Origin of the sequence: Candidatus Liberibacter solanacearum CLso-ZC1 (assembly GCF_000183665.1) — a bacterium.
Classification (GTDB): Bacteria; Pseudomonadota; Alphaproteobacteria; order Rhizobiales; family Rhizobiaceae; genus Liberibacter; species Liberibacter solanacearum.
This window is the reverse complement of record NC_014774.1, coordinates 934720-948744: the sequence shown is the minus strand read 5'-3', so window position 1 is coordinate 948744 and position 14025 is coordinate 934720. Positions and strand designations below refer to the sequence as shown.

The following is a 14025-nucleotide window of genomic DNA, read 5'->3' as shown; positions in this document are numbered from 1 at the left end:
TGGTGATGGAAAGGTTTTTCTAAAAAAGAATAACAAACTTAATATTTTTCATAATGGGAATGTCAATGCGCAATAATCCTTGGCTTGTAAGCTTATATGCAGTGATTTGTTGTATAGGAATGCTTGTTGCATTGCCTAATTTTCTTTCACAATCTGCTTTAGATGCATTTCCTTCTTTTGTACCCAAAAATCGTATTGCTTTAGGGCTGGATTTACGAGGAGGTTCTCATTTAGTTCTTGAGGCAGATGAAGAAGATTTTATTGGTGGATTATTGCAAATGCATTTGCATGATTTACAATCTTTTTTAAAGAAAGAGGGCGTAAATATTCTTTCATTGCGTCAGATGAAAAATAAAATTTCTATTTCTTTTTCCGATTCTATATCCAAAGGAAATATCGTCGATAAAGTTAGATTTTTTTTTCGAGGGATTGCTTTTAAATTAAATTTAGATCAAAAAAATAATTTTTTGATTACGCAAAATAGCGACCAAGACATATCAATTGTATTGATTCCATATAAAATTGATCAGGCAATTGCTCGTGCAATTGAACAAAGTATGGAAATTGTGCGTCAACGGATTGACCAAATGGGTATCAGTGAGCCAACGATACAGCGTTTGGGATCGAATCGAATACTTATTCAACTTCCAGGAGAGCAAAATCCATCACGCTTGCGTCAATTATTAGGCACAACGGCTAAAATGAGTTTTCATAACGTTTTGTCAAATAATCGTAATAAAGGGTTTTCGCTTGGTGCGAGTTTTTTAAGGGATAATAATGGAAATCAATATCTTGTGGAAGATAAGATTCAAATTTCTGGAACACATTTGAATGGTGCTGTTGCTAGGTTTGACCCCAAAACAAATCAATCTGTAGTTGATATTAGTTTTGATGATATAGGGGCTCGTCTTTTTTTTGAAGTTACACGTAATAATATAGGAAGATCTTTAGCCGTAGTGCTTGATGGAAAAGTTTTAACTGCTCCGGTTATTAATCAAGCCATTCCAAATGGTAAAGCACAAATATCTGGTAATTTTACGATCGAAACAGCTGGAGTTTTAGCAGTAATGTTGCGTGCTGGTGCTTTACCTGTAAAATTAAATATTGTGGAAGAGCGAAGTGTTGGAGCAGATCTTGGCGGTGATTCTATTTATAAAGGGACATATGCTATTTTAGCGGGATTAGTTCTTATTATTCTTTTTATGATTGTTCTATATGGACGATGGGGTCTTCTTGCTAATTTTTCTATCCTTTTAAATATTATTCTTACTCTTGCTCTTTTGAGCCTTTTAGGTGCTACTTTAACTCTTCCAGGAATTGCTGGAATTGTTCTGGGTATAGGGTTGGCAGTTGATTCTAATATATTAGTAAATGAACGTATACGGGAGGAAAGTCGCAAAAATAAGAGCGTTTTTTATAGTTTAGATATGGGTTTTTCTCGTGCTTACTCTACTATAGTAGATTCTAATCTTACGGCACTGATATCGACTGTTATTTTGTTTTTTTGTGGAAGTGGACCAGTTCGTGGTTTTGCAGTGACGATGGGCTTGTCAATCGTAGTTTCAATGTTTACAGCAATTTCTATTGTTCGGGCTATGATGATTTTTATTGTAAGATACAAAAAAATTAAATCTATAAATATTAGATCGTTATTGGGATTTTCTTTGATTCCTGACCATACTACTATACGGTTTATGAAAGCCCGTTTTGTGGGTATAGGTACTTCTATCATTCTTTCCATTGCTTCTATTTCTTTATTGTTTACGCATGGATTAAATTATGGAATTGATTTTGATGGGGGAATCCAAATAGGTGTTTATGCCGATAAGCCCGTAGATTTATCTATTGTGCGTTCTAATTTGGAATCATTGCAAATAGGCGATATATCCTTTCAAAGTTTTGATGGAGATAAGAATTTTCTTGTGCGGTTAAAGTATCAGCCTGGCGGTAGTCCTGCTCAGGCTCGTGTTTTAGAGGAGGTTAAGAAAAAAATAACGGAAATAATTCCTTTTGCTAAGATACCACATACAGAGATAGTCGGTCCGAAAATTTCAAGAGAATTAATAAGAAAAGGAGTCTTGGGAGTTGTTTTATCTGCACTTGCAATGTTTATTTATATTTGGATTCGTTTTGAATGGCACTTTGCTGTAGGTGCAATTACAACTCTTGTATTAGATATAACTAAAACATTGGGATTGTTTTCATTGTTTGATCTTGAATTTAATCTAACAGCTGTTGCGGCGATTTTGACACTAATTGGTTATTCGGTTAATGATAAGATTGTAGTATACGATTGTATGCGTAAAAATATGCGGCTTTCTTCAGCTCTCTCTTTCCGAAATTTAATAGATAAGTCTATCAATGAAACTTTAGGTCGTAGTGTTTATACTTCTATGTCCGCTTTTCTTTCTGTATTACCTATGGCTATTTGGGGTGGTAGTGTTGTATCAAGCTTTGCAATTCCGATGGCATTCGGTATTTTTATAGCAGCTTCTTCATCTGTTTTTATTGCTGCACCAATATTGCTCTTTATTGGTGACTGGCGTTTCAAAAATACTACTAGATAATAAGAATATTGTGTTGAATGTTTAATATGTTCTTACGAATAAAGGAATACATTCTTCAAGAGATTGGCATTTCTTTATTTTAATTGTGATATATTTCCATCTAGGATTGTTATTTTATCTTTTAAAAACGGGAGAAAAAATTATGGTGCTGCAAGAGAGAATCGGACTCTCGACCTCTCCCTTACCAAGGGAGTGCTCTACCACTGAGCTACTGCAGCAATTCTAATATGTGCTAATATCTGAATTTATATCAGTTATAATGCTATTACTATAGTTTATTATAGGTTAAAATGAAAAAATTCTTTTGGATAAAATGTTTAATAATTTTTGTATAAAGTTCTGTTGTTTTTTTGAAAGGTATTTTTAAATGAGCAATAATAATAATAATCAAGATGGTAATGATAATGATTCTGCTAAAAGAAAAAAAGTTGATGTTCAAGAAGAGCGCAAAATACGATTAGCATATATGTTACGAAAGAATCTTCGTCGTCGTAAAGATCAGGCGCGTCTTAAAGATTAAGAAGTCTAAAAAATGATAAGATGGGATGTATTTATATCTTGTCTATGCTATAAAATTGTTTTTGAATAAGGTACCGTTTTCTTTTGAAAGGGTAGCTAAAATTTTAGAGAAAGGTTTGGGTTTTAATAACCGTGGAGCAAATGGATCGTATAAAGATTATTGGGGGAAATGAACTTAAGGGTATTATTCCAATTTCAGGCGCAAAAAACGCGTCTTTACCAGTAATGATAGCGTCGTTGTTAACAAGTGAAAAGTTAACATTGGAAAATATTCCTAATTTGGCGGATGTAAAGCTTCTTATGCGCATTTTAAGATCGCATGGAGTTGAGATATCAGTTGATGGTCAGGATCAGGATCAGGATTATTCTTCAACAATGCATTTTAGATGTCGTAATATAGTTGATCTTACCGGATCTTATGACCTTATTTCTAAAATGCGAGCAAGTTTTTGGATCATTGGACCTTTGCTAGCACGAGAAGGATATGCGCGCATATCCTTGCCAGGTGGTTGTGCAATTGGGATACGTCCCGTTGATTTGTTCGTAGATTCGTTAAAAGCTTTAGGGGTAACAATAGAGCTTGATGGTGGTTATGTAGATGCTCGTGTTTCTAATAAGGGATTGATAGGAACAGACTATACGTTTCCTAAAGTTTCTGTGGGTGCAACTCAGGTAATGATGATGGTAGCCAGTTTGTCGCATGGAGATACATCTATCAATAATGCAGCACGTGAACCAGAAGTCGTTGACCTTGCTCATTGTCTTAATTCGATGGGAGCAAAAATTTCTGGGATGGGATCTTCTACCATTACCATAGAAGGTGTGACTAGTTTATCGGGAGCGCGTCATAGGATTCTTCCCGATCGAATTGAAGCAGGTACTTATGCAATGGCTGTGGCAATGACAGGAGGGGATGTCATATTAAAAATGACAGATTCTTTTCTTTTAGAGACAGTCTTTAAGGTAATGCGTCAGACTGGTGTGGATATCAGTATTGTCGATGAGGGTATTTGTGTACGTTGGGATGGAGAAAAGTTGAGGCCTGTTGATATTACAACAGCTCCGTTTCCTGGTTTCCCGACTGATTTACAGGCGCAATTTATGGCTATGATGTGTTGTGCAGGGGGAGTTTCTCATATTACTGAAACTATTTTTGAAAATCGTTTTATGCATGTACAAGAATTAGCCCGACTTGGTGCTAAGATTTTTCTTTCTGGACAGACAGCAAGAGTTGAGGGGGTTGATGTATTGCGAGGAGCTCCTGTCATGGCAACAGATTTACGCGCTTCGGTTTCGTTAGTGATAGCAGCATTGGCTTCTCAAGGAGAAACAGAAATTTCTCGTGTTTACCATCTTGATCGAGGATTTGAATCTCTAGAAAAAAAATTGAGAAGGTGTGGAGCTTTGATAGAGCGTGTTAGTGGATAGATTGTGAACAATATTTGAAATATAAAAGATCCTTGAAAAAGAACGAGTACGGCTCGAAAGAGATATTGATTAAAAGTATAATTTAAACCCTTTAGTTTTTTTGTTATCAACATTTATTTAGATTGTTGTTCGGTCCTTTAGTAGTTTTATGGCATATGCCAGAGGCAATTCTTCATATCGATTTCTTAATAGCCTTAAATCCTTTAATCCGAGAAATTATCTCTTCCATCTTGGGATTCTGGGATAATGGATAAAATGATGCAGAAGAGAAGGAAGATAAATTTTAGAACATAACAGGCAATGAAGTCACATTTGTGATCAATTATGTATGTTTTTATTTAATTTGATTGATTGATATAGATAAAATATCAGTGAATCATTTTTCTTTTGATTTAAGATTCGGAAATTATAATGATTGATTATACGATTTTTTATATTACTCCATCTTTTTTACACTTCTTCCATGTTTTCTTGTAACATTTTTTTAACGGTAGCTACTAGTTCAGAAATAGGAATCATAGTCTGTCCTACGCGTGCTTCACGCCAAGTTTCGTTGTTTTTTATTTCATGGGAAAGTTTTTTTCCTTTGAATAAATCTTTGATTTGTAGCATTCCTTTTGATCGTTCTCCTTCTCCTTGAATGATAGCAAGAGGACAATTGCGTCGATCGGCATATTTTAATTGATTTCCAAAATTTTTAGAAGATCCTTGAAACATTTCCGTGCGTATACCCTCTGCACGTAACATTTGGGTATACATTTGATACCTGTTAAGACTATCTATGTCATGATCCATGACGGTTACGAGTACGGGACCTTTTTCTATATTTTTTGCCGAATCTTCAAGGCTTTTTAAAGCTACGATCAGGCGTGATATTCCGATAGAAAAACCAGTTGCGGGTATGTTTTGTCCTTTGAAACGTGATACAAGTCCATCGTAGCGACCTCCACCTCCAACAGATCCAAAGATTACGGTTTGTTTCTTTTTGTTTTTTACGGGAAAACGTAAAATAGCTTCGTAGACACATCCTGTATAATATTCAAGACCTCTAACAATAGTAGAAGATATCTTAATACGATTCGAATCGTAGCCGGATTTTGAAACAAGTTCACTAATTGCAATGAGTTCACGAAAGCCTGTTTCGCCAGAAGTAGAGCCTTTAACGAGTTCGTACAATTCATTCATTGATTTTTCACAATCAATGGAAAGAAAAGACATTACCGTATCGATTTTTTCAGGCGTAAGATTGGCTCCTTTTGTAAAGTCTCCTGAATCATCTGTTCGTCCTTCTCCAAGTAATAATTTGACTCCCTCCATTCCAAATTTATCGAGTTTATCGATTGCGCGTAGGACAATTAATCTTTCGTTGAGTTTATCATCGCCATTTAGCCCAATTTTTTCCAATATTCCATCAAGTATTTTACGATTATTGATTCCCACTTGATAGTCATTGCGTTTTATCCCTGCATATTCTAGGGTATCTGCCATCATCATACACATTTCAGCATCGGCTGTTTCTTTTGAAGAGCCGACATTATCTACATCACATTGTATGAATTGTCTAAATCTTCCAGGCCCGTGTTTTTCATTACGGAAAACTGGACCAATGCGATATGTACGATATGGGAAAACTATTGTATCGCAATGTTCTGCGACATGACGTGCTAAGGGGGCAGTAAGATCATAGCGCAAGCTAATCCATTGAGAATCATCATCTTGAAGAGAAAAAACACCTTGATTGGGCCTGTCTTCATCGGGAAGAAATTTTCCTAGGGCATCAGAATATTCTAATAAAGGTGTTTCTATCGGATCAAAGCCATAGCGTTCATATATATCACGAATGGCATCAAGAATTTTATTGCGTATACGAATTTCTTCTGTTGGACAATCAGCGAATCCACGAGGTAATTCTGCCCTTATTTTTGTTTTTTTCCCCATTTTTCCCTCGTATTTATTTAAAAATATATTTCTTTGTTTTATGGTATTGGAAGTGGAACTTGAACAACAATAATACTCGAAATAGTATGACAAGAACTATTTTTTCATTACAGGCTAATCATCCTAAAATATTTTTTTGACAATACACTAAAAATAACGTACTGAGCATGTGTATTTTAAAACAACTTTAAAAAGGAGATATTGTCTATAAATCTATATCTAGACAGTATAGTATATTGTACGTTATTTAATCTTTTATGTATATATTTGATATTTAAAAAGTAGATATTTTTAAAGTGGTATTGTATTTTCATTAAATAAAAATATAAAATATTTTTGGAAACAATTGATTTTCTTTTGTTCATTTAATGAGTCAACTACGGATTATAACCGCTTCCAATTGCGACATAAAGATCTACATAGCTTTTTGCCAATTGTCGTTTGGCTATAGATAGATCAACCTCTGCTTTAGCAGTTGTTTTTTCTATATCCAATAAATCAATTAAAGAATATTTTCCTTGACGGTAACTGATCGTTGATAGTGACATCGCTTGTTTATATAATTCCACTGTATTTTGTAGTGCTGTAACAACTTTTTTATCTTGATTAATAGATATTAGTGCGTCTTCCACTTCTTTAACGGCATTTAAAACTGTTTCTTGCCATGCTATATATTGTTCATGAGCAAAGGATTCTGCTCTACGGATATTAGATCTTATTTTTTGTCCATCAAAAATTGGTACGTATAGTTTTGGACCAAAAGACCAACCACTATGGTATCCAGGTGAGATATTATCGTGTGTAAGAGAGATGAAGCCATTTAGTGAAATTGCAGGATAGAGATCGGCTTTTGCTATGCCTATTTTAGCGATAGAATCAGCAATATTTTTTTCTCTATAACGAATATCTGGTCTATTTCGAATCAGGTCTGCTGGAATTCCAATATTGATTTTCATATATAAATTTGGTTGAAAAGGTTTTTTTTGCTTTTGTATATAAGCTAAAAAGTCAGTAGCTGAATGACCAAGTAACGTTGAAATATTATGGACATTAACACGAAATCCTTTTTCAAGATTCGGTATTTCGGATTCGATTGATTTGAGTTCTGCTTCTAGTTTTATAAGGGGTAATTTTGATATAGCTCCTTCAAATAGTTTGAGACGAGTTAATTTTAAATTGCGTTTGTATAAATCTAATATTTTATGGGCGATAGATATTCTTTCTTGAAAGTGACGTGCATCTATGTATGTAGATATTAACTTGGCAATAATGGTAAGTTTTGCTATTTCCGATTGGGCGTACACGCTGTCAAAATTTGCTAGAGCACTTTCCATACGACGTTTTTGTCCGAATAAGTCAATTTTCCAATCCGAATGTACCCTTCCTGTGGAATTAGTATCCGATTTAGGCATAATTTGATAGGATACTGAAGTTTGCAAAGAGGGGAAAAGATCGGCTTTAACAGCCAAGATATTTTCTTTGGCTGAATTGATGCGTTCTGTTGCTTTGAGTATCGTGAGATTTTGTTGTAAGGCAATGTTCACAAGCTTATTGAGACAAGTGTCATTGAAGGATTCCCACCATTTGAGCGTATCTACATTGATAGGGCTATTTGATTTTCCTATAGAAAATTGTGTGGGTAATCGTGGCATTTGAGGTTTGGTATATTCAGGACCAACAGCGCATCCTGCTAAAAGAACGACGAGGATAGAGAAATTTATTTTCAGAATATTCATAAATAAAAGGATCTTTTGGGACAAAAAAATATGAAGAGAGATATTGTCGTAATGTGATTAAATATACGCTATAATAAATAATATTTAGTTTCGTAGATTTGTTATATCGCAATCCAAAATAATATTTTTATGTTAGCCAACAAATAATATGTTTTCATCTTTTTTATGTTACGCATACTACCAAAGAAAATATTAAATTGGAAGACGTAGACAAGGTATGTTACGCTACTTTTCGATCAGTTTTTAATGAATGATAAATAAAAAATAATTTTTAATCATATACTTATGATTAATTACTGTTGGTTTATTAGTAGGCTATATTTGCATTTATAAACAGTAAAGCCGATCTTTGAGGGTATATGAACGTTTTTTTCTAATGGAGGCCTCGCCCAGAATCGAACTGGGGTTGAAGGATTTGCAGTCCTCTGCGTAACCATTCCGCCACGAGGCCTAAGATATAAAACAGCAATAAAAAAGTGATAGTCTACAATTGATCTTTTTGGGTATGGGTATCCTTCTGTTCACAGTAACAGTAAATATTTTCTCTCGCAAGAAAAAAACTTATTTAACGTACAATATTAAGAATCCAAAAAGCAAATTTGATTATAATGAAAGTTATAGAGTGATAATGTAGAAGAGGATAACGTAAGCATTCGGTAATAACTTCCAATCAGTAAGATACTATCAAGTAGCCTTGCATCATTATTAAATTTTTTCAATAGCGTCACCATATACAAAAAAATGTGAAGTGTTAATTTTTTATTAATAAAATTGAATATTTGTGTTTATTTTTAAAAATGTTTTTTATATAAGTAAGTTGTTAGTTGGGGTGGTTTTTTGATTCTCAATGTTTCCAGAGCGGGTAAATATTGCATAATATTGTGATATTTGCGCACAAATGAGTTGGCGGATGAAAATGAATTATTTTTTTTAAGGTTAATGTAGCTGGTAGTTAAGTTCCAAAGATAATCTGGACATTAGTCATTATAGCACTATCTGAGATTCCCCAAAAAGGATTTTGGTGCCCAAGAATTTAATTAACTGGTTTCTATAAATATTTTTAAAAGGGGAGGGGTAAAATGGCCCAATCTAATACTGTATCTGAACCTTCTATGGAAGAAATTGTGAATTCTATTCGGAGGATACTTGAAAACAATGATCAAGAATTTGGTGTTTCTAATAATGTAGAAACTCAAGTTCAAACATGTCAAGAAAATCCCCCTGAAGATAATTTTCAACGGGAAGAAAGAACATCTAATCATATTTTTTCAGAACAAAATCGTTTGAGAGAGTATAACGCTGCTTACCCGCAGAAAAAAACTATGTCGCTTTCTGATGTTGCGGCGCGTGTTCGTGCTGAGGCACGTGCTGATTCTTCTCGTGTTATTACCGATAGTGCTCCTCTTGAAAAAGATTCGATTTCGAGTCTTTCTAATAATGCGGTTGAAGAAAAATTTGTAGACGACTTCTCTTCTTCTGATTCAAATCTTAATATACAAATGAAAGAATCAATGCATTCTTCTGTTGCTGTTGATCAGCGTGAGGACAAAGATTCTGGATTGATTTCCTCTGATATTGGAAATCAAGTTTCTTCTTCATTTGATCAGCTAGCGAAGGCGTTGCAAGAATCTGACAATCGTTCTATTGATCAAATTTCTATTGAGGTATTGCGTCCTATGTTGCGTGAATGGTTGGATGATAATTTGCCAGGAATAGTAGAAAGACTTGTGCGGGAAGAAATAGAAAGAATTGCAAGAGGTCCTTCTCGTAGTTAATCTATTTTTGGTTTTTAAATTTTTATATGTATCATGTTCTCTGTTTAGAAAAATAGTGAGGGAATTCTTTTCTTTGGTCGGCTTTAGTAGATGATTGATAAAACGTATAATTTCGCTTCTGTAGAACAAAAAAGTGCGGAAAAGTGGGATTCCATTGATGCATTCCGTATGGGCGCCAATGCGAAATCAGATTCAGAATCATTTTGTATTGTTATGCCTCCGCCTAATGTAACGGGTTCATTACATATGGGGCATGCTTTTAATAGCGTTATACAAGATATCATGATTCGTTTTGAGCGTATGAGAGGAAAGAATGTCCTTTGGCAACCAGGAATGGATCATGCTGGTATTGCTACGCAGATAATGGTTGAGCGTCAGCTATCTGCCGAATCTTCTCTCACGCGAAAGGATATTGGGCGTAAAGCTTTTATTGAAAAAGTTTGGGATTGGAAAAAAAAATCAGGGAGTTCTATTCTCAGCCAGTTAAAAAAAATAGGTGCATCGTGTGATTGGTCTCGTGAAAGATTCACGATGGATCAGGGAATGTCTAAGTCAGTTATTGAGGCTTTTGTCAGTCTTTATAAAGAAGGACTAATATACAAAGATAAGAGGATTAGTAATTGGGATCCATATCTTGGAACTTCTGTTTCTGATCTTGAGGTTGTCCAGAATGAAGTTGATGGTAGTCTGTGGTATATACGTTATCCATTAATGGACGGTATTTCTTACCGTCATCCGATTGAATTTGACGATGATGCAAAGCCAGTAGAGTGGGAAGTTCGTGATTATATTGTTGTCGCTACGACTCGTCCAGAAACAATATTTGGAGATGTTGCGATCGTTGTTCATCCAGAAGATTGTCGTTACAAAGAGATTGTTGGGAAATATACTGCGTTACCTATAGTAGGTCGTCGTATCCCTATTATTTTTGATTCTTATCCTAATCCTAATTTTGGAGCTGGGGCTGTAAAGGTTACTCCTGCACATGATTTTAATGATTTTGAAATCGCAAAGCGTTATGGATTAGGTTTTATTAATATTTTAACTTCTCAAGCAAAGCTTTGTCTTTTAGAAAATGAATTTTTTTTAAAAGATCTTGTTATTTCCGACGAAACAAAAAATATTTTTAGTGAATTTGAAGGTTTAGATTGTCTTACGGCTCGTTCAAAAATAGTTGCATTGTTAGAACAAACAGGTCTTCTTGATAAAATAACACCTTATAAGCATGTGGTACCCTGTTGTGAACGTAGTGGTATTACTATTGAGCCTCGTATAACAGAACAGTGGTATCTTAATGCTGCGGTTTTAGCAAAGCCTGCTATTCGTTCAGTAAAAAATTCTCTTACATCATTTGTTCCGCAATCTTGGGATAAAAGTTATTATGAATGGTTAGAAAATATTCAACCTTGGTGTATTTCTCGACAGATTTGGTGGGGACATCAAATTCCTGTTTGGTATGGACCTGAAGGAAAATTGTTTGTTGAACACACTGAAAGCGCTGCTTTAAATTCTGCTATTGATTATTATCTTTCGCAAAATAATGATATGACTCTCATTGTTCAAAAGATGATTAAAGAAGGGAATATAGCTGATCTTTTGAAGCGTGATGAAGATGTCCTAGACACTTGGTTTTCTTCTGCCCTTTGGCCATTTGCATCGCTTGGATGGCCAGAAAAAACTATTGAATTAAAAACTTATTATCCTACGAATGTTGTGGTTACTGGGTTTGATATTTTGTTTTTCTGGATTGCACGAATGATGATGATGGGCCTGCATTTTATGAAGGATTCTGAAAATAAAGGCATTGAGCCTTTTCGGATCGTTTATATGCACGCGTTGGTTAGAGATAAATACGGACAAAAAATGTCTAAATCTAAAGGCAATGTTGTAGACCCGATTGATTTAATAAATCAATATGGTGCAGATGCTTTACGGTTTTATTTTTCTATCATGGCGGTGCAAGGACGTGATATTAAGTTAGATTTGGCACGTGTGGTTGGTTATCGCAACTTTATAACCAAATTTTGGAATGCAGTGCGCTTTGCAGAGATTAAAAATGCTAAACATAGTGTTTCTTTTGTTCCACAAAATGTAAAGTGTGTTATTAACAAATGGATCGTTGTGCGCCTTTCTACCGTTATTAATGAGGTAACGACAGGAATAGAAAATCATCGTTTTAATGATATTTCTGCTATTTTGTATCGTTTTGTGTGGCATGAATTATGTGATTGGTACGTAGAATTCATTAAATCAATTCTTAATCAAGACGATAGTGATTTGATTTCGGAAACTTTATCCTGTTTTTCGTATGTATTGTATAATGTTTGCAAGTTATTGCATCCTATTATACCTTTTGTGACAGAAGAGCTTTATGCTTATATCTCTCCCGATGGTATAGATAAAAAAGAATTTTTATGTCATGCACAGTGGCCTTCACTTGTTTTTGAGGAATCTTCTGCTGTGGAAGAGGTTGATTGGATTATTCGTTTGATTTCTGAAATACGTTCTGTACGTATAGAAATGAATGTCCCCTTAAAGGCAGTGGTACCATTAGTTTTTGTAAATGTAGATTTATCTATGCGAGAACGATTGATATCTCATCAATATATTATTAATCGCTTGTCTTCGGGAAACATTGTTTTTTCGGATTCATCTCCAGAGCGTTCAATTCAAATTGTTCTTGATGGGATGATATTCTTTTTGAAAATTGGTGATTTCGTTGATTTTTCTAAGGAAAAATCTCGACTTGAAAAATCTCTCACAAAAGTTCTAGATGAATTATCTATTGTCAAAAAGAGATTGGCTCATTCTAATTTTATAGAAAAAGCTCATCCTGATATTTTGCAGTTGGAAAAAGAAAAACTTTCTAAGATTGAAAAGAAAAAACAATCTTTGGATATTTCTCTCGCACGTATAAAAACGTTTTAGATATCATGTCTATGATAGCAGAACGTGTTCTTACTATAAAATATTCGTAGGGTAGGGCTATAGAGAATATTAACTTATATAAGTTGTACAGATGATATGTTCTCTATTAATATTTTCACATTGGGAGTTTTATCGCGAATACTGGTTATTATCCTAATAATGTTTTTATAGGCTTTTTTTTCTTTCTTGAAAAAAAATGTATAATTGTATGGTTAGGGTAAATACTAATGTGGTACCTATAATAGATTTGCATATATGATAAAACCATATAGAAACGTCTTCAATTGACTCATATTTATCGGTATAAACAATCATATAACTTGATGTATATAATGATTCTACTACGATAGGAATGAAATATATCGATAGTAATAAAGAAATTATATTTAATGATTCTTTTACTGTCATATCATAGTTTTCAGTGGCTTTTATGATTTTGCATTTCGTAAGAATGATGCACGCACAATAATAGCTTAGAATAGCTACAGGGAGAATTATAGTGAAACCACTAGAGATCAGCATATACGGATTAGCATATTCCATTAATTTTTGACTCCCCATTAATGGCATTATCCACATTACACAACTAATAATAGAGCAGAGTATGATAGTAATAAAATTATTGTTTTTCATATGATTCTTTTTCCCAATCATTACTTTTTGCGTAATTATATAATAATTAATCTAAAAAACCAAGGATTGAAGTTTCTATTCATTTGAATAGGGGAAGGAAGAGAGTTTCATTCATCACCATTTTTTCTGTTGAATTAAGCTGGATTAAAGGAGATGATGAGCAAATATTGACAATATTTTTGAGTGCTTATAACCGATAAGAATCTTATTTTTAATAAATCTCAATAGTCTTTTATCTCATTTATTGGAGAATTATAACCTCTAAAATATTTCTTGCTAGCTCTTGTATTCCTGTTCTGCAAGACGGAGTTTTACGACGAATTTTTGATAATTTTAAAATCATTGTTATTATGTGATAATTATATGATAATTATATGATAATACTGTTATTTTTTCACTTTCCTCCTCACTTTTTTGTAGTGGTCAGGAGAGATCCCTTGCACGCTAAAAGAGGATGCAACAGTCTAGAAGATTTAATACCCAGTCGCATGTATATATCTC

7 protein-coding genes and 2 tRNA genes are annotated in these 14025 nt (G+C 33.9%); 5 read left to right on the top strand and 4 right to left on the bottom strand.

Going from position 1 to position 14025, the window contains the following annotated elements; all coding sequences use genetic code 11:
* Window positions 1-65: 65 nt before the first annotated feature.
* Window positions 66-2567, top strand: coding sequence for a protein translocase subunit SecD (secD, locus tag CKC_RS04305; RefSeq protein ID WP_013462306.1), 2502 nt, complete (start codon window positions 66-68; stop codon window positions 2565-2567).
* 143 nt (window positions 2568-2710) lie between these two features.
* Here secD and CKC_RS04300 read toward each other — a convergent pair.
* Window positions 2711-2785: transfer RNA gene (locus CKC_RS04300), tRNA-Thr, on the bottom strand.
* A 149-nt stretch (window positions 2786-2934) separates the two neighbouring features.
* Here CKC_RS04300 and CKC_RS06220 point away from each other — a divergent pair.
* Window positions 2935-3087 (top strand): hypothetical protein, encoded by a 153-nt coding sequence (locus CKC_RS06220; RefSeq protein WP_013462305.1) that lies wholly within the window; start codon window positions 2935-2937, stop codon window positions 3085-3087.
* Between the two features lie 140 nt (window positions 3088-3227).
* On the top strand, window positions 3228-4514 hold the full coding sequence (gene murA, locus CKC_RS04295) for a UDP-N-acetylglucosamine 1-carboxyvinyltransferase (RefSeq protein WP_013462303.1): 1287 nt from the start codon (window positions 3228-3230) through the stop codon (window positions 4512-4514).
* 450 nt (window positions 4515-4964) lie between these two features.
* Here the strand turns inward: murA and hisS are convergent, their stop codons facing one another.
* From hisS to CKC_RS04280, 3 genes are all read right to left on the bottom strand, one after another.
* Window positions 4965-6452, bottom strand: coding sequence for a histidine--tRNA ligase (gene hisS, locus CKC_RS04290; protein ID WP_013462302.1), 1488 nt, complete (start codon window positions 6450-6452; stop codon window positions 4965-4967).
* A 377-nt stretch (window positions 6453-6829) separates the two neighbouring features.
* Window positions 6830-8188: an efflux transporter outer membrane subunit gene (locus tag CKC_RS04285; protein ID WP_013462301.1), complete on the bottom strand. Its 1359-nt coding sequence runs from the start codon at window positions 8186-8188 to the stop codon at window positions 6830-6832.
* A 377-nt stretch (window positions 8189-8565) separates the two neighbouring features.
* Window positions 8566-8639: transfer RNA gene (locus CKC_RS04280), tRNA-Cys, on the bottom strand.
* A gap of 628 nt (window positions 8640-9267) precedes the next feature.
* Between CKC_RS04280 and CKC_RS04275 the strand changes: the two genes are divergently transcribed.
* Both CKC_RS04275 and CKC_RS04270 read left to right on the top strand, forming a co-directional pair.
* Window positions 9268-9963: a PopZ family protein gene (locus tag CKC_RS04275; protein ID WP_013462300.1), complete on the top strand. Its 696-nt coding sequence runs from the start codon at window positions 9268-9270 to the stop codon at window positions 9961-9963.
* A 90-nt stretch (window positions 9964-10053) separates the two neighbouring features.
* On the top strand, window positions 10054-12891 hold the full coding sequence (locus tag CKC_RS04270; RefSeq protein ID WP_013462299.1) for a valine--tRNA ligase: 2838 nt from the start codon (window positions 10054-10056) through the stop codon (window positions 12889-12891).
* Window positions 12892-14025: the final 1134 nt, after the last annotated feature.

Coding starts and splice junctions, on each gene's coding strand:
- secD (WP_013462306.1), top strand. CDS start 66: ATGCGCAATAATCCTTGGCTTGTAAGCTTATATGCAGTGATTTGTTGT.
- CKC_RS06220 (WP_013462305.1), top strand. CDS start 2,935: ATGAGCAATAATAATAATAATCAAGATGGTAATGATAATGATTCTGCT.
- murA (WP_013462303.1), top strand. CDS start 3,228: ATGGATCGTATAAAGATTATTGGGGGAAATGAACTTAAGGGTATTATT.
- hisS (WP_013462302.1), bottom strand. CDS start 6,452: ATGGGGAAAAAAACAAAAATAAGGGCAGAATTACCTCGTGGATTCGCT.
- CKC_RS04285 (WP_013462301.1), bottom strand. CDS start 8,188: ATGAATATTCTGAAAATAAATTTCTCTATCCTCGTCGTTCTTTTAGCA.
- CKC_RS04275 (WP_013462300.1), top strand. CDS start 9,268: ATGGCCCAATCTAATACTGTATCTGAACCTTCTATGGAAGAAATTGTG.
- CKC_RS04270 (WP_013462299.1), top strand. CDS start 10,054: ATGATTGATAAAACGTATAATTTCGCTTCTGTAGAACAAAAAAGTGCG.